14 protein-coding genes are annotated in these 16,149 nt (G+C 67.6%); 12 read left to right on the forward strand and 2 right to left on the reverse strand.

Annotated elements, in window-relative coordinates; genetic code table 11:
* Window positions 1-269 precede the first annotated feature (269 nt).
* The 11 genes from M3M28_RS01220 (at window position 270) to M3M28_RS01270 (ending at window position 11,834) form a co-directional block, all read left to right on the forward strand.
* Window positions 270-1,013: a substrate-binding periplasmic protein gene (locus tag M3M28_RS01220; protein WP_249387043.1), complete on the forward strand. Its 744-nt coding sequence runs from the start codon at window positions 270-272 to the stop codon at window positions 1,011-1,013.
* Between the two features lie 8 nt (window positions 1,014-1,021).
* A complete protein-coding gene (locus M3M28_RS01225; RefSeq protein WP_283255711.1) occupies window positions 1,022-1,798 on the forward strand; it encodes an amino acid ABC transporter ATP-binding protein in 777 nt (258 codons plus the stop codon).
* Window positions 1,795-2,451 carry an amino acid ABC transporter permease gene (locus M3M28_RS01230; RefSeq protein WP_249387044.1) on the forward strand — a complete coding sequence of 219 codons (657 nt, stop codon included), beginning with the start codon at window positions 1,795-1,797 and terminating at the stop codon, window positions 2,449-2,451. Before M3M28_RS01225 ends, M3M28_RS01230 begins: the two co-directional genes overlap by 4 nt.
* Window positions 2,448-3,098 (forward strand): amino acid ABC transporter permease, encoded by a 651-nt coding sequence (locus tag M3M28_RS01235; protein WP_249387045.1) that lies wholly within the window; start codon window positions 2,448-2,450, stop codon window positions 3,096-3,098. Before M3M28_RS01230 ends, M3M28_RS01235 begins: the two co-directional genes overlap by 4 nt.
* 51 nt (window positions 3,099-3,149) lie before the next feature.
* The gene (locus M3M28_RS01240) at window positions 3,150-4,352 is read left to right on the forward strand and encodes an FAD-dependent oxidoreductase (RefSeq protein WP_249387046.1); all 1,203 of its coding nucleotides are present in this window, start codon (window positions 3,150-3,152) and stop codon (window positions 4,350-4,352) included.
* Between the two features lie 34 nt (window positions 4,353-4,386).
* A complete protein-coding gene (locus M3M28_RS01245) occupies window positions 4,387-5,067 on the forward strand; it encodes a haloacid dehalogenase type II (RefSeq protein ID WP_249387047.1) in 681 nt (226 codons plus the stop codon).
* 188 nt (window positions 5,068-5,255) lie between these two features.
* On the forward strand, window positions 5,256-5,900 hold the full coding sequence (locus tag M3M28_RS01250; protein WP_249387048.1) for a DUF6226 family protein: 645 nt from the start codon (window positions 5,256-5,258) through the stop codon (window positions 5,898-5,900).
* A gap of 460 nt (window positions 5,901-6,360) precedes the next feature.
* Complete coding sequence (locus tag M3M28_RS01255) at window positions 6,361-8,211, forward strand: polysaccharide biosynthesis protein (protein WP_249387049.1); 1,851 nt, start codon at window positions 6,361-6,363, stop codon at window positions 8,209-8,211.
* Complete coding sequence (locus M3M28_RS01260; RefSeq protein ID WP_249387050.1) at window positions 8,208-9,389, forward strand: DegT/DnrJ/EryC1/StrS family aminotransferase; 1,182 nt, start codon at window positions 8,208-8,210, stop codon at window positions 9,387-9,389. Before M3M28_RS01255 ends, M3M28_RS01260 begins: the two co-directional genes overlap by 4 nt.
* Window positions 9,386-10,612 carry a glycosyltransferase family 4 protein gene (locus M3M28_RS01265; RefSeq protein ID WP_249387051.1) on the forward strand — a complete coding sequence of 409 codons (1,227 nt, stop codon included), beginning with the start codon at window positions 9,386-9,388 and terminating at the stop codon, window positions 10,610-10,612. Before M3M28_RS01260 ends, M3M28_RS01265 begins: the two co-directional genes overlap by 4 nt.
* A 13-nt stretch (window positions 10,613-10,625) precedes the next feature.
* Window positions 10,626-11,834, forward strand: coding sequence for a hypothetical protein (locus tag M3M28_RS01270; RefSeq protein WP_249387052.1), 1,209 nt, complete (start codon window positions 10,626-10,628; stop codon window positions 11,832-11,834).
* A 201-nt stretch (window positions 11,835-12,035) separates the two neighbouring features.
* Here the strand turns inward: M3M28_RS01270 and M3M28_RS01275 are convergent, their stop codons facing one another.
* Together M3M28_RS01275 and M3M28_RS01280 are read right to left on the reverse strand one after the other, a co-directional pair.
* Complete coding sequence (locus M3M28_RS01275) at window positions 12,036-13,064, reverse strand: glycosyltransferase family protein (protein WP_249387053.1); 1,029 nt, start codon at window positions 13,062-13,064, stop codon at window positions 12,036-12,038.
* Window positions 13,061-14,389, reverse strand: coding sequence for a hypothetical protein (locus tag M3M28_RS01280; RefSeq protein ID WP_249387054.1), 1,329 nt, complete (start codon window positions 14,387-14,389; stop codon window positions 13,061-13,063). Before M3M28_RS01280 ends, M3M28_RS01275 begins: the two co-directional genes overlap by 4 nt.
* A 141-nt stretch (window positions 14,390-14,530) precedes the next feature.
* On the opposite strand from M3M28_RS01280, the gene M3M28_RS01285 reads away from it, so the two are divergent.
* Window positions 14,531-16,147: a tyrosine-protein kinase domain-containing protein gene (locus tag M3M28_RS01285; protein WP_249387055.1), complete on the forward strand. Its 1,617-nt coding sequence runs from the start codon at window positions 14,531-14,533 to the stop codon at window positions 16,145-16,147.
* Window positions 16,148-16,149 lie beyond the last annotated feature (2 nt).

Raw genomic sequence — 16,149 nt, forward strand, 5'->3', positions numbered from 1 at the left:
CAAAAAACTCAAATCTGGGGCTTGACATGAACATGCACCGATGGTTGTGTTGGGGTCAATCAAAACGGAGTAAGCGAATCACAGTTGATTCCCCCAGGATCGAGGATCATTCCATGTCCATTACTCGTCACCCAAAACCCAAAAGCGCAGGACGGCATCTTCTTGCGGGCAGCCTTGCTGCCGTGGTCTTTTTTCTGACCGGCTGCGCGAGCGCTTCAGAAAGCTCGACCGTTTCGGCAGATTGCGAGCCAATCGCTGAAGTTGAAACGATGACCGAGGGCAAACTCACCGCACTCGTCGTTGAGCACCCGCCATTCGTTACGACGGAGGGCGGTGATATTGCTGGAGTCGAGGGCACGCTGCTCAAAGAAATCGCTGCAAATCTCTGCCTCGAACTCGACTACCAGGTCACCTCATTTGCCGGCGCAATTGAGGGCCTCCAGAACAATCGAGCCGACCTGAGCTCGAGTAACTGGACCGTGAATGACGAACGCCGCGAACTGTTCGAAGTCAGTAACCCGATGTACCAGAGCACGATGGGCGTGGTGACGAAGGGCGAGGGTTGGCACACCGTCGAAGAGCTCAAGGACAAGAAGATCGGTACGCCCCAGGGATATCTCTGGAACGAGCAGCTCTACGACGTATTCGGCGACAACGTCACCGAATATCAGTCGGACGTGGCGGTAATCGACGACGTGAAGGCCGGCCGAATTGACGTCGGCATTGTGAATAACCACGCGAATTCGTGGCGACTCACGCAGCCGCAGTATTCCGAACTCACGCTCGAAACCATGGAGCCGTCGGATCAGCTGCCACACACGCAGCAAGATGCCCTCGCGGTCGTGCTGGTCGAAAAGGACAACGTCGCGCTCAAGGACGGAGTCAACCTCGTGCTCGCCGACTACATCGAGTCGGGCCAGATGCAGGAACAGTTCGAGGAGTACGGCCTCGACCCGCAGTGGATCGCCGACCCAACCGAGGCGACGACTGAACCTACCGAGACCGAGGGCTGACCACTCCAATGACCCACGCCAACACCAACACCGGCGAAGTTCTGCTTCGGGCAGAAGCGATCAGCAAGACGTACGGCAAGAACGAGGTCCTCAAGGGCATCTCGGTCGACGTGCGCCCGGGCGAGGTCATCGCGCTGATCGGCCCGAGTGGGGCTGGCAAGAGCACGTTTCTGCGGTGCCTCAACTACCTTGAACGCCCCACGGGCGGGCAGCTCGAGCTCGGCGGGGCGCCGGTATTCCGCGATCCGCTGAGCCCGAGCAAGCAGGAGCTCATCGACCTTCGCCGCCGCGTCGGCATGGTCTTCCAGAGCTTCAATCTCTTCCCCCACCTCAGCGTGCTGAAGAACATCGTGCTCGCGCAGAAGCTCAACGGCAAGCGCGACACGAAGGAGGCCGAGCGGGTCGGGCTCGAGCTGCTTGAGAAGGTGGGGCTGCCCGACAAGGCGAACGCAAAGCCCTCCGAATGCTCGGGCGGCCAGCAGCAGCGCATCGCCATCGCGCGGGCGCTCGCCCTCGACCCGGAAGTGATGCTGTTCGACGAGCCGACCTCGGCACTCGACCCCGAGATCGCCGACGGCGTGCTCAAGGTCATGCGCGACCTCGCCGACAGCGGCATGACGATGCTCGTCGTCACGCACGAGATGCGGTTTGCCGAGCGCGTCGCCGACCGGGTCATGCTGCTCGACCGCGGCGTGATTCTCGAGGAGGGCGCCCCGAGCGAGCTCTTCAAGAACCCGAAGGAAGAGCGCACGAAGACGTTCCTGCAGGCGGTGCTCAACCGATGAGCGGCTTCAGCATCGGTGACCTGTTCACGAGCATCAGCGCCGGGCTTGGCATCACCATCATCCTGACGGTCGTCTCGTTCGTCGCCGGCGCCATCATCGCGGTGCCGCTCGCGCTCACGAGGGTGTCGAAGTTCCTGCCAGCGCGCTGGCTCGCCATCGGCATCATCGACATCTGCCGTGGCGTGCCGCCGCTCGTGTGGCTGCTCATCATCTACTACGGCATCAGCCCGATCCTTGCGCTCGAACCGCTGCCGGCCGCGCTCATTGGACTGAGCCTGATCTCGGGCGCGTACCTCGCCGAGAACTACCGCTCGGGCATCGACAACGTGAGCCGGGGCCAGCGCGAGGCGGCCGCGGCCCTCGGCCTCACGCCGACCAACCAGTTCTGGCGAGTCGTTGCCCCGCAGGCGCTCAACCTCGCGCTGCCTCCCTCGGCCTCGTACGCGGTGAGCCTGCTCAAGGACAGCGCGAAGGCGTCGATCATCGGCGTCGCCGACATCATCTTCGTGGCGCAGCTCGAGGTGTCGCGCGGAGCCTCGGCCGTCTTCGTCTTCTCGGTGGCCGCCGTGCTCTACCTCATCGTGGGAATCCCGCTTTCGTACTTCTCACGATTCGTTGACGCCAAGATTCGCGACAAGGTGGTCTCAGTATGATTTTCGAGCGTTGGGGAGAATGGTTCCCTCAGCTCGTCGAGGGGCTGGGAATGTCATTGGCGCTCACCGGCGTCACGGCGGCACTCGGTCTGCCATTCGGATTGCTGTTCGCAGTAATTAGCGTTGGCGGCCCGGTCTGGGTGCGCCGATTGATGGTGGCCTTTATCGAGGTCTGTCGAGGAATTCCGCTGCTCGCGGTCATCTACCTGTTCTATTTCGGCTTGCCGGATGCGGGAATTACGTTGACCGCATTCGTCACGATGGTCATGGCGCACGGCTTGAACCTCGCCGCCTATTCGAGTGAGGTATTCCGCGCTGGAATCCTCCACGTGCCGAAGGGGCAAACCGAAGCGGTTTCGAGTCTTGGCATCTCGCCGACGAAGGGCTTCTTCCACGTGGTGCTGCCGCAGGCCCTGCGCGCGGTGCTTGGCCCGCTGACCTCGCTGCTCATTATGGTGTTTCAATCCACATCGCTCGCCTTTGCCATTGGCGTAGGTGAGCTCACGAGCAAGGCATTCTCGATCGGAGCAATGACCTTCCAATATTTCAACGTGTTGGTGCTCGCCGGTGTAATGTACGCGGTCATTTGTATTGTCTCTTCTCGCATCGTCGCCAATGTCGAACACCGACTCAAGGTAGAGCGCTAAGCCCATTCGGGCGGCAATTCGCGCGGGACTTCACCGAAAGAAAACGAGAGCATGAAAATAGCAGTAATTGGCGTGGGCGCAATCGGCTCGCAGGTGCTTTGGCAACTCAGCCAGCGCCCGGGCGTCGAGGCCCACGGCTTCGAGAGCGGCTACATCGGGCATCCGTTCGCCGGCGCCGGTGGTGAGGGTCGGCTCTACCGCAACTTCGAACTCACCACCGAGGCCTACATGCCGATCGTGCGCGCCGCATCCGGCGCCTGGGCCGAGCTCGAGCAGGCGAGCGGCACCGAGCTGATCCAGCGGCAGGGCGTGCTGCTCATCGGCGACGAGGGCGACGCGCAGCTGCAGCACGCGGCCCGCATGGCGACCGAGTGGGAGCTGCCCTACGAACAGCTCGAGGGCGACGCACTGCGCACGCGGTTCCCGCAATTCGCCTTCCGCAGGGGGCAGATCGGCCTCGTTGACACGACGGCCGGCGTCATCTCGCCCGAGAAGTCGATCATGACCGCGGTCGCCCAGGCCGTGCAGCGCGGCGCGACCGTGCACGAGTTCGCCCCGGTCGCGTCGATTCGCGAGGCGAACGAGGGTGTCGAGGTGACCCGCGCATCCGGCGAGGTCGAGGCCTTCGACCGGGTCGTGGTGGCGTGCGGCGGCTGGACGACAAAGCTCGTGCCCGAGCTGCGCGACTGGATCGTCACGCGCCGGCTCACCTCGGCCTGGTTCATCGGCCGCGACGACGGCTACCTCGACGGGCTGCCGCCGTTCATGCAGGTCGCCCCGGGCTACTGCTATGGGATTCCGACCGAGGGCGGCCGCTCGGTCAAGCTCGGGCTCGGCTTCAACGACCACCTGCCGACCGGCGACCCCGACACGCTGCCCCGCCACCTCGAGCACGACGCCGCGCACGAACAGCGCGACAAGTTTGCGTGGGTGATGCGCGAGCTGCTGCCCGGGCTCGCGCCGAACCCGGTGCGCATGCAGACCTACGTCGAGAGCTACACGCGCTCGATGCACGAGTACCTCGACCTCGCGCCGGGGCACAGCAACACTGTCGTGCTCGGCGGCTTCTCGGGCCACGGCTTCAAGATCGCGCCGGCCATCGGCCAGATCGGCGCCGACCTCGCCGTGAGCGGCGAGAGCGCCCTCGACCTCGAGTTCCTCAAGTCCGCCCAACCCGTCTTCGAGATCACCGACGCCGCGACCGGCGCGACCACTCGCAACTCCGTTGTCGAGTCGGCCGGCCGCGGCAACTAGCCCATAAGTCACCACTCACCCGATAGGAAACAGAATGAGCAACACCAGCCCGATCGCCACGTTCGACTGCTACCGAACCCTGATCGACTTTGATTTGAACCGTTTGGCGCTGCCGATCGTGCGCGACCGTCTCGATGAGGTTGGGATTGACCACGACACCTTCCTCGACAACCTCCGCGTTGTGCGCTTCTACGCCGTCGCTCGCGGGCCCTACACGCGCTACCAGGACCTCGTGCGCCTCACGCTCGAGAAGACGATGCAGCTGCACGGCGCGCGCTACGAAGCCGAGTTCGGCGACCAGCTCGTCGAAGAGGCGAAGGAACTCCCGGTGTTCCCCGAGGTGCCGGCCGCGCTGCAGCAGCTCAAGGAGAAGGGCGTGCAGCTCGCGATCATCTCGAACTCCGACCGCGACTTCATCACGCACCACGTTGAGACCATCGGCGTCGACTTCGACTACGTCATCACGGCCGAGGACGCCGGCTGGTACAAGCCGAACGACGGCGCGTTCGAGCACCTGTTCAAGACGATCGACCGCGGCCCCGAGCTCATCACGCACGTCGCGCAGGGCTGGGAGTACGACATCATGCCCGCGAAGAAGTACGGCGTGCGCCGCATCTGGGTGAACCGCTACGGGTTCCCGGGCAGCGAGTTCTACCAGCCGTACGAGCAGATCTCCGACCTCTCGACGCTGCCGGACTTCTGGCCGGCCGTGTAGCTACGCCGAGGATGTGGCGCCCGCGCGATTGCGTGGGCGCCACGTTTCGTTACGGCGGGGTTTGAGGGCGGATGCGCGGGCCGGATGCGCTGGCGCGGGGGTGGCGCCCGGCCCGCCGAACGGCGCTGCGCGGGGTGAAAGCTGGGCAGTGCGTTGCCGGATGCGCTGATCGGGTGGAGGATCGGGGCATGAGTCGCTACGTGCGTCCGCCGATCGACACCATGGCGTTCCTCGAACTCGACGGACAATTTTCAGGCACCGGCTACCGGAGTCCCGCCTCCGCCTCGCCGACTAAGTTCGCGCATCCGGGTGCAGCCCTGCAAGTCGTCGCCGACGCGCTCGTCGCGCACCTTCGGGCCGCCTATGACGTCGAGGTCACCACCGGCCTCACCGTCGCCGACGACCTGCTGTTCCACCCCGACTCCGAAATCGAACGGGCCGTGCGCATCCGGCCCCGCAACGAAAAGTGCGCGCCGCTCACGCTTGTCTACACCGCCGGCGGTGTCTGCCTGCACGCCGGCGTGCTCCACGACTTCCCCTTCCCGGCCCGCGACGCGGCCGGCGCCGACTGGATGCGCGAGGCCGACGAACTCGAGCGCGAGGTGCTCGCGGTCGCGGCGGGCCGATACTGGGAGGGCATCGACAAGGCCGCCCACCCGTGGATCGGCTACGCCTTCAGCTTTCGCGACGGCAAGGAGTCGGGTCGCTCGCGCGCCGACGACTGGCCGAGCGACCGCGTCGACGCGGCCAAGCGCATCCTCTTTCGCCTGCCGATCGGCTGGGCTGCCTGGCCGAAGGTGCGAGCGCGCATTCCGGCGAGCGTGCTGGGGTAAGCGCACGAGGGAGACTGGGGCGGTGACGCACTCCGGTTCGCTGGCGTGTGAGGCGGCCAGCCGTGTGCGGCGCGCAGCCTACGCCGGGCGCGTTGCCGCGCTCGAATGGCGCTGCGAATATCACCCGCAATTGTCACCCCGACGGTAATTGAATTCACCCCCAGAGGGTGAAAACGTTCTATTCACCCCGCCGCCCGCGCATTTCACCCCGAGGTGAATTTCGGCTCGCCCGGGGGGATGAAACGGGTTTGGAAATGTCGCCTTGTTGCCCCATTCAGGGCACTCCTAGGCTGAAACGCGTTACCGATTCTGCGGTGGAGTACTCAGTCAGTCTCCTTCGTAGTTGTTTCTTTTCCCCTCGAAGGAAGGGTGTTTTGTCATGCGCCCAATTGATGTGAACGAACCCGAAATAGCCGCATCGGAATCTGCGGAAGCTATTGCGCCCAATCGCACTGTTGCAATGAATTGGGCACCTCGATTCGGCGTGCAATACCTCATCGATGTCGGCGCCTGGGCACTCGCGATCGTGCTTGCCGAACTGCTGCGTTACGAGTTTGAACTCGGCCGCGTCTCGTGGCTGCCGCTCGTCGGCCTCGTGCTCGGCGTCGCCGTGCTGCAGCTCGGTGTCGGCCTGCTCAACTACCTCTACCGCGGGCGCTTCGCCTTCGGCACCTTCGACGAGGTGCGCGGCCTCACCATGACCGTGCTCGTCGTCGGCGTCGCGCTGCTCACGACGGTGCTCGTGTTCGGCGACGCGCTCGACACCCCGCGCACGGTTGGCTTCATCGCTGTGCCGATCGCGCTCATTACGATGCTCGCGGTGCGCTGGATCAAGCGCGTCTACGTCGAGTCGCGCTATCGCGCCGCGGTCGACGCCGAGCGCACCCTCATCTTCGGCGCCGGCGTCGTCGGCACCGAGCTCGCCCGCCGCTTTTCGACCGAGCCCGACAACCTGTTCTGGCCCGTCGGCTTCGTCGACAACGACCCGGCCAAGCGCAATCTCGAGGCCCACCGCATCCGCGTGCGAGGCACGCTCGACGACCTCGAGCGCATCGCCCGCGAGACCAGCGCGACGACCATCGTCGTCGCCGTCGCGCGCGCCGACGCCGAGCTGCTCGGGCGCATCCATGCCGCCGCTGGCCCGCTCGGCCTGCACGTCAAGGTGCTGCCGCCGATCGACGAGCTGTTCGGGCAGGGCGAGGTGCGGCCGTCCGACCTGCGCGACCTGCAGATCGAAGACCTGCTCGGCCGCCCGCCGCTCGACACCCACGTCGAAAACGTCGCCGGCTACCTCGCGGGTCGCCGCGTGCTCGTCACCGGCGCCGGCGGCTCGATCGGCTCGGAGCTCTGCGCCCAAATCTCGCGCTTCCACCCCGCCGAGCTCATCATGCTCGACCGCGACGAAACCGGCCTGCAGACCACCGCGATCGGCATCGACGGCCACGGCCTGCTCGACACTCCCGACGTCGTGCTCGCCGACATTCGCGACCCCGACGCGCTCAAGACGATCTTCCGCGAGCGCCGGCCCGAGGTCGTGTTTCACGCCGCGGCGCTGAAACACCTGCCGATGCTCGAGCAGTACCCCAACGAGGGGTGGAAAACGAACGTGCTCGGCACGAGCAATGTGCTCGAGGCGGCCCGTTCGGTCGACGTCGACGTGTTCATCAACATCTCGACCGACAAGGCGGCGAACCCAACGAGCGTGCTCGGCCACTCGAAGCGCCTCGCCGAGCGACTCACCGCCTGGATGGGCCGGGAGACGGGCAAGCCCTACCTCTCGGTGCGCTTCGGCAACGTCATCGGCAGCCGCGGCTCGATGCTGCCGCTGTTCACTCGCCTCATCGAAGAGGGCCGGCCCGTCACGGTGACCCACCCCGACGTCACCCGCTACTTCATGACGATCCCCGAAGCGTGCCAGCTTGTGCTGCAGGCCGGCGGCATCGGCAGCACCGGCGAGGTGCTCATCCTCGACATGGGTGAACCGGTGCGCATTCTCGACATCGCAAAGCGCATGATCGAGATCTCGGGCAAGAACATCGAGATCGTCTTCACCGGCCTGCGCGAGGGCGAAAAGCTGCACGAAGAGCTCTTCGACGTGTTCGAAGCGAACGACCGCCCCCACCACCCGAAGATTTCGCACGCGCAGGTCGAGGCACTCGCCCCGACGGCGCTCGACTTCGACGGCTGGCAGGCGCGCACGCAGCACGAGCGGCACCTGCCGAAGCACGCCGCGCAGCCGGTGTCGCAGGGGCTCGGCCAATCTGAACCCGCTGGCAAGCTCGTGCCGGTGAAGGCGGTGGCGGCGCCGTGACCCTGACCGTCGACTCGCCGCGCTCGCCCGCTGGCGAATCCACCGGCCGCATCTTCCTCTCGCCACCCGATGTGGGCGACGCCGAGGAGCAGGCGGTCGTGGCCGCCATGCGCTCCGGCTGGATCGCTCCCGCCGGGCCCGACCTCACCGCGTTCGAGGAGGAGCTCGCGGCACGCGTCGGCGTTGCCCACGGCGTCGGCCTCAGCTCGGCGACCGCGGCGCTCCACCTGGGCCTGCGCACTCTCGGCGTCGGCCCCGGCGACGTCGTCATCACCTCGACCATGACCTTCGCGGCCACCGCGAACGCCATCGTCTACACCGGCGCCGAACCCTTCTTCATCGACGCCGACCCGAGCACCGGCAACCTCGACCCGCAGCTCGTCGAGCGCGCACTCGAGCAGCTGCGGGCCGCGGGCGAACACGTGGCGGCGATCGTGCCCGTCGACCTCTTCGGCAAGACGGTCGACTACACGGCAATCGGGGCGATCGCCGCCCGCGCGGGCGTGCCCATCCTTGCGGATGCGGCGGAGTCGCTCGGTGCGACCCACGCGGGCAGGGCGGCCGGCAGCTTCGGCGAGGCGGCCGCGGTGTCGTTCAACGGCAACAAGATCATGACCACTTCGGGCGGCGGGATGCTGCTGACCGACGACGGCGAATTGGCCGACCGCGTGCGCTACTTCGCGACGCAGGCGCGCCAACCAGTCACGCACTACGAGCACGTCGACATCGGCTACAACTATCGCCTCAGCAACCTGCTCGCCGCGCTCGGCCGCGCGCAACTCGCTCGCCTCGACGACATGATCGTCCGCCGCCGCGAGGTGCGCGACGGCTATAAGGCGCTGTTCGCCGAGATCGACGGCGTCGAGGTGTTCGGCACCGAGGGCGACGAATGCGACAACGCCTGGCTCACCTCGGTCATCGTCGATGCTTCGGTGACGGGCTGGAGCGCGGCCGAACTCAGCGCGGCGCTCGCTGCCGACGATATCGAGAGCCGGCCCCTGTGGAAGCCGATGCACTTGCAGCCCGTCTTCACCGGCTCTCGCGGCATCATCACCGGTGCCTCGCAGCGACTCTTCGAGCAGGGCCTCACGCTGCCGAGCGGGTCTGCGCTCAGCGACGCCGACATCGCGCGCATCCACTCGGTCGTTCGCACGCACGCACAGACGGGAACCCGATGACCACGAACACCGATGCCCGCACCCGCACGACCGTCTCCCCAGCGGCTCCCGACACCACCCCCGTGCCCGGCCGCGTCATTTACGGCGTGACGATCGGCGGCAGCGCGTTCAGCCTGCTGCGCGGCCAGCTCGCCTGGCTGCGCGAGCGCGGCTGGGATGTGCGGCTCGTCTCGTCGCCCGACGACGACGCGTACATCGCGGCCGAGCGCGAGGGCGTGCGGTTCTACCAGCTGCCGATGACGCGCAGCATCACGCCGATTCAGGACGCGATCGCGCTGCGCCGCTGGCTGAAGCTCATTGACAAGCTCAAGCCCGCCGCCGTGAACGTCGGCACGCCGAAGGCCGGTCTGCTCGGCGGCGTCGCCGCGTGGCTGCGCCGGGTGCCGCGGCGTCTCTACGTCGTGCGCGGCCTGCGCATCGAGGGCACGCGCGGGCCTCTCAGCTGGCTCCTGTGGCTCACCGAATGGGCGACGATGCGGGTCGCGACCGACGTGCTGTTCGTGAGCCCGTCGCTCGCGCTCGAGGCGCAGCGGCGCGGGCTGCTCGACGCCCGCAAGTCGTGGGCGATCGGCTCGGGCTCGAGCAACGGCGTGCTCGCGCACCAGGTCGCCGCGCGCGCCGGCGAGGTCAACCGCGTCGAGCTGCGCGAGCGGCTCGGTCTCGGCGCCGACGACTTCGTGGTCGGGTTTGTTGGCAGAATCACCTACGACAAGGGCGTCGACCAGATCATCGACGCGTTCTCGCGCCTGACCGACCCGCGCATCCGCCTGCTCTGCATCGGCGAACCCGAGAACCCAGAACTCGCCGCGCAGATCGACGTGCTCGGCGATCGCGTCAGCGTCGTGGGGTGGACGAACGACCTCTGGGGGCACCTCTCGGCCATGGATGTGCTCTGCCTGCCGACCCTGCGCGAAGGGTTCCCGAACGTGGTGCTCGAGGCCTCCTCGGTCGGCATGCCGACGATCACGACGTGCGCCACCGGCGCGATCGACTCGGTCGTCGATGGCGAGACCGGCTTGCTCTTCGACGTGGGCGACACGGAGACGCTGCTGCGACACATCCACACGCTCGCGGCCGACGACGAGCTTCGCGAGCGGATGGGCGCGGCCGCACGCCAGCGGGTGCTCACCGAGTTTCAACCCGAGCGCATCTGGTCGGGCGTCGAAGAGATTCTGCAGGGCGTCGACGAGCCGCAGATCGCACATCGAATTACGGGCAAGTAGAGCTGGCCACGAGATGGGGGGAGTCGCCATCGCCACGAAGCGCCGCGCGATCGGCCTCGCGACGATCACCGCGCTGAACGCATTCGCGGGGCTCGCCCCGCAGGTGTCGGCGCTGCTCACCATGGACGCGGCGGCATTCGGCCGCTTCTCGCTCATCTACTTCGCCTACGCGCTGAGCCTCTCGCTGAGCCTGTCGCTCATCTCCGAGCCCTGGCACATTCGATTGCTCGCTGGTCGGGGCGCAGCCTGGCTGCCGTATGCCTCCGCGACGGCCGGGCTCGCCCTCCTTTCCGCGACGGCCGCGGTCGTGCTCGGGCTCGTGCTCGGCTTCTCGCTCGGCCTCGCCCTGCTCGCCGGCCTCGCCATCGGGCTCGCGACCTTCTGGGAACCGACGCGGTACTTCCTCCTGCAGCACGAGCAGGTGCGGCGGGCGGGCCTCGCCGACGTGGCCTATGCGATGGCATTCGTCAGCGCCGGGGCGCTCGGGCTCGCGTTCACCGGTGACGCGACCTTCGCCGTCTACCTCGCGTGGGCCGCCGCCGGGCTCGCGCTGCTCGCGTTTGTGCCCGCACCCGAGGGGCGGTTTGCGTGGCCGTGGGCGTGGTTCCGCGAGCACGGGCGCGAGGCGCGCAGGCTTGCCTCCGACTCGATCTTGATGGACGTCGGCTCGGTGTTTACGCCGATCTTCCTCGCGCCGATGCTCGGCGTCGCCGGCTTCGGAACGTACCGGGCGGTGTCGAACGTGGCCGTGCCGGTGCGACTGATTCTTAACCCGTTGCGGCCCGTGATCACGAACACGCGCGACGCGAAGTGGGCCACCGGCAACCGCATGTGGTGGGGCGTCGTCGCGGGCGGCGTGGTCGTGTCGCTCGCCGTGTTGCTCGCCCTCGAGGCGCTCGGCTGGTTCGGGTGGCAGGTTGGCGTGCTCAACTCGCTGCTGCCCTTCACGGTGCCGGTGGCCGTGACGGTGCTCGCGAACTTCGTCGGCCACTATGCGTACATTCGCTGTCGCTCGCGGGCGACGACGCGGGAGCTGCTCACCGGGCGGGTGTCGCAGACGCTCATTGTCACGCTGATTCCGATCGCCGGCGTGCTGATTGGAGGACTGCCCGGCGGGATCTGGGCCTACGCGATCTCGGGCGTCGGCACCGCGATCGTGTGGTCGCTGATCGACCGTCGCCACGCGGCACCGGAGTCTCCGGGCGCGCTCGCGGCGGCTTAGCCCGGCTGCGAGGGGCGCGCTCAGCGACAAGTGGCGCGATGCTGACAGCGCCAATTGTCGCTGACAGCGCCACTGGGTGGATGGGGCGTGGACGGGGTGGCGCCAGTTGTCGCTGCTCGCGCCACTGCGCTCGATGGGGCGCGAGTAAGACGACGCACCGGGCCTCGAGGGCTAAGGGAACCTCGGCCGGGGGAACTACACCTAGCTACCGAACACGGCTTGGCGCCAGGTGGGCGCCCAGGCCGCGAAGCTGAAGTTGGCGGTGACGAACTCGCGGGCGGCCGCGCCGCGGGCGGCGCGCTCGGTGGCGGGCGCCTCGATGCAGGCGAAGAGGGCGGTGAGCCATTCGTCGTCGGAGTTCGCCGCCCATCCCTGCGCCCCGTCGAGCACGCCGCGGTTCGCGCCGACGGGTGTACCGATGAGGGGCAGCGCGGTCGCCGCGTATTGGAGCAGCTTGTAGGCGCACTTGCCGCGGGTCCACGCATCGTCGGGCAGCGGCATGATGCCGACGTCAGCCGACTCGAGCGCGGCGGCGAATCCGGTCGGAGTCCAGGGAACGCGGTCGATCATGGTGTCGAGCGCGCCGAGGGAGGCCGCACCCGCGCTCACGAGCCGCAGCCGTAGGCCGGTGCGGCGGTGCGCCTCGAGCAGCGGCTGCGCGATCGTCGCGAGGTACGACTCAGTGCTCGGGCTGCCGATCCAGACCGCGGTCGGGCGGTCGAACTCGTAGTCGTGCTTCGCCAGGTAGATGTCGGGTTCGACGCAGCTCGGAATCACGATGACGTTGTCAGCGTACTGCCGCGCCTCGGCGGCAAGCAGGTCATTGCCGGCGATGACGACGTCGACGGCCTCGACCGAGCGGCGCCAGATCTTCGCGAGCGGGAATGGCCCGTCGGTCGCCACCGAGAGGGCGTCGTCGAAGTCGTAGATGCCGCGCCCCGCACGCCGCAGGAGCGAGGCCTCGAGTCGCCCGGTGCTGATGGGGCTCGCGCGACGCGAGAGCAGCACGGGACCCTGGCCGGGCCGGCTTGCGAGGCGAGCGAGCCCAAGTTCGGCCCGCGTGGCATCGAGGGGCCGCCGCGCGAGCGTGCCCATGCCGAGCCGCGACGTATCGAGGTACTTGTACTCGCGCGCCACGAGCCCGAGGTGATCAAGCCAGTCGTACATGCGCACTCGGGCGCTGCCGGCCGTGCGCCCGTACGACGCGACCACGGTGAGGTCAGTGGTCATGTGCGCAGCTCCGCTAGGTGCGGTCTGGGTGCGGGGGCGAGCGCGGGCTCGGCGCGGTCGACGGCGAGGGCGTGCGCAACCCCGACCGCGAGCGCGATGCCCCAGTGGTGCCCGGTGGCCTGCAGGTACGGGTTCGTCGCGTTCGCGATAAGCAGCGCGAGCGCCGCGGTGCCGACGACGATGAGCACGGGCAAGTTGCTCGCATTCGCCGCCGCGGCCTGCCGCGCCAGCGCGAGGATGAGCACGGCCGCCAGGCTGAGCAGCACGACACCGACCGCGCCGTAGTTGAACAAGAACTGGTGATACTGCAGCTCGAAGGCCCAGTGCCGCTCGTCAGAGCGGGTGTAGCCCGACTCGAGCACCCCGCCGAGCCCGGCGCCGAAGAACGGATGCTGCGACCATCCGCTCAACAACTCGCCCGCCTGCTCCGTGCGCAGATCGGCCGAGTCGGTGCCCGATTGCAGGATGCCGAGGAGGTCGAGCACGCTGACGAACGCCTCGCCGATCTGCTTCGCGAGGGGGGTGGTGACGAACCAGGCGAGCAGGGGGATAGCCACGGGGAGAAAAACGACAACCCAGATGGGGATGCGCACATTCGTGGGCCTCGTGCGTTCGCGGCGGGGCTGCAACACGAGGCGCACGAGCAGCATCAGCAGGGGAGTGAGCACAATGACGAGCGTGATCGCGCGCCGCCCCGCCACAAACGACGCGAGCGTGGCGAGCACGGCCACGACGATGAGCAGCCAGCGCTTCGGCAGGTACGCATTGCGGGGCGAGAGCGCGCCCGCCACCGCGAGCGGCCCCGCGATGACGAGCGAGGAGAGCCCGTAGAGGCGAATGGCCGAGCCGTCACTGCCGTCGAAGCCGGCGCCCTGCTCCTCGAGCAGCGCGGGCGGGATGATCGAGGGCAGCCAGCCGAGATTCGCGCCCACGTAGAGCACGATGAGCCCAGCGAGCACGCCCGCGGACGCCGTGACCGCCGTCAGCAAGCGGCGGATGTGCTCTGCCCGAATCGCCGCGGCCCAGATCGACCAGATGAGGGTGCCGCCGAACCAGACGAGGAACTGCTGGAGGAGCCCAGGGGTGTCGCGCACCGCGCCAACGAGCGAGGCGATGAGGATCGCGGCGCCGAGCAGCAGCACGGCGAGCACGTACTTCGGGTCGAGCCGGCGGCTGCGCAGCGTTGAAAGCCCGAGCAGATCGGCGAGCGAGAGCGTCGCGATGATCGCGAGCACCGGGTAGAGGATATTGCCGGCCGACACCGGCCGAAACACGACGTACATCAGGCAGGCAAGGCCCAGCACTGAGACCTGAAGCGCCCTCATGTTGCCTGCTTTCGTCGGTGTCGCCGGAGTCGATGCGGCAATCATAGGCAGGGGTGACGGCGCCCGATTCGGCCCCTTTGGGGTGGTGAAAGTGTGCGTAGTGTGAGCGCACAACACCGGGGGAAGACGAAAGGCCCGACATTGGATCTGCGTGACTATGTGCGAGTGCTGCGCAAGCGCTGGCTCCTGATTGTCGCTTGCACGCTCCTGGGCGTGTTGATCGGCGGGGGCTTTTCGATGCTCGCGACACCCAAATACGAATCCACGACCCAGCTCTACGTCGCCGTGCGCACGAGCTCTGACCAGGGCGCGAGTGACCTCGTGCAGGGCACGACCTTCGCCCGCCAGGCCGTCGTCAGCTACGTCGATGTCGTCACGAGCGCCATCGTGCTCGACCAGGTTGCCACCGAGCTCGGGATCGACGGTGGCTCCGAAGTGCTTAAGCACGAGGTGCGGGCCGAGACCCCGACCGACTCCGTGCTCATCAACATCACCGCATCCGGCACCAACCCCGACGACGTCACCGAGCTCGCGAACACGACCGGCACGATCTTTGCCGAGACGGTCTCGACGCAGATCGAGATTCCGGATGCGACGGGCGTGAGCCGCGTGCAGATCATCACGATTCAGCCCGCGGTGGTGCCGGCGAGCCCGGTGACGCCGAACTACCCCATCAACATCGGGCTCGGCCTCGTGCTCGGCCTGCTCGTCGGCATCGCGCTCGCGGTGTTGCGGGAGATCAATGACAACCGCGTGCACTCGCCGAAGGAGGTGCAGCGCATTACGATGGCGCCCGTGCTCGGCGGCATCAACCAAGACGCCGAGGCGAAGCAACGCCCGCTCATCGTGCATGCCGAGCCGCGCAACCCGCGCGCCGAGCGCTACCGCTCACTGCGCACGAACCTCCAGTTCGTCACCCCCGACGAGGGCAGCAAAGTGTTCGTCGTCACGAGCGCGATGCCGGGCGAGGGTAAGTCGGTCACGACCGCGAACCTCGCGATTGCGCTCGCCGAGGCGGGCGCTCGCGTCGTGCTCGTCGACGGCGACCTGCGCAAGCCCCGCATCGCCGACTACATGGGCATCGAGGGCGCCGTCGGCCTCACCGATGTGCTCATCGGCAATGTCGAACTCGACGATGTCGTGCAGCCGTGGGGTCGCGCCGAGTTGCGGGTGCTGCCGGCGGGGCGCATCCCGCCCAACCCGAGCGAGTTGCTTGGTTCGGTCGCGATGAACAAGGTGCTCGCGGATCTCGCAGAGATTGCCGACTATGTGCTCATCGACTCGTCGCCGCTGTTGCTCGTGACGGATGCGGCGGTCGCGGCCCAGCACGCGAACGGCGTGATTCTCGTCGCGGCCTCGGGCTCGACACGTCGACAGGAGCTCGCCGGCGCCGTGCAGACCCTCGAGCGCGCGGGCAGCAAGCTGCTCGGCATCGTGCTCACGAAGGTGCCGCTCAAGGATGCGAGTTACGGCAGCTATGGCAGCTACGGGGTGACGCAGACCTACGGCGATCCGGCCGTCGTTGAGGCGGATCCGAGCGCGAGCGATGCCTCCGATGAGGAGCTGCTGCCGGGGCTGACGATTGGGCAGGCGGGCGGCGGATCGACGCGGGCCGCGCGGCCGGGGCGCGGGGCGACCGGCGCGACCTCCGCATCCGGCGCGACCAGTGCATCCGCTTCAGCCGGCGCATCCTCCCCAGGCGCCGCATCCGCGAACCGACCCACCTCAGCGAAGGCCTCCGCCTCGACCGACAGATAGGA

The sequence above is a fragment of the Gulosibacter sediminis genome (genome assembly GCF_023370115.1).
GTDB lineage: Bacteria > Actinomycetota > Actinomycetes > Actinomycetales > Microbacteriaceae > Gulosibacter > Gulosibacter sediminis_A.

Excerpts from the sequence above, each read along its gene's own strand:
- M3M28_RS01240 (WP_249387046.1), top strand. The coding sequence starts at position 3,150 with ATGAAAATAGCAGTAATTGGCGTGGGCGCAATCGGCTCGCAGGTGCTT.
- M3M28_RS01275 (WP_249387053.1), bottom strand. The coding sequence starts at position 13,064 with ATGACCACTGACCTCACCGTGGTCGCGTCGTACGGGCGCACGGCCGGC.
- M3M28_RS01250 (WP_249387048.1), top strand. The coding sequence starts at position 5,256 with ATGAGTCGCTACGTGCGTCCGCCGATCGACACCATGGCGTTCCTCGAA.
- M3M28_RS01270 (WP_249387052.1), top strand. The coding sequence starts at position 10,626 with ATGGGGGGAGTCGCCATCGCCACGAAGCGCCGCGCGATCGGCCTCGCG.
- M3M28_RS01245 (WP_249387047.1), top strand. The coding sequence starts at position 4,387 with ATGAGCAACACCAGCCCGATCGCCACGTTCGACTGCTACCGAACCCTG.
- M3M28_RS01255 (WP_249387049.1), top strand. The coding sequence starts at position 6,361 with ATGAATTGGGCACCTCGATTCGGCGTGCAATACCTCATCGATGTCGGC.
- M3M28_RS01225 (WP_283255711.1), top strand. The coding sequence starts at position 1,022 with ATGACCCACGCCAACACCAACACCGGCGAAGTTCTGCTTCGGGCAGAA.
- M3M28_RS01280 (WP_249387054.1), bottom strand. The coding sequence starts at position 14,389 with ATGAGGGCGCTTCAGGTCTCAGTGCTGGGCCTTGCCTGCCTGATGTAC.
- M3M28_RS01230 (WP_249387044.1), top strand. The coding sequence starts at position 1,795 with ATGAGCGGCTTCAGCATCGGTGACCTGTTCACGAGCATCAGCGCCGGG.
- M3M28_RS01265 (WP_249387051.1), top strand. The coding sequence starts at position 9,386 with ATGACCACGAACACCGATGCCCGCACCCGCACGACCGTCTCCCCAGCG.
- M3M28_RS01235 (WP_249387045.1), top strand. The coding sequence starts at position 2,448 with ATGATTTTCGAGCGTTGGGGAGAATGGTTCCCTCAGCTCGTCGAGGGG.
- M3M28_RS01220 (WP_249387043.1), top strand. The coding sequence starts at position 270 with ATGACCGAGGGCAAACTCACCGCACTCGTCGTTGAGCACCCGCCATTC.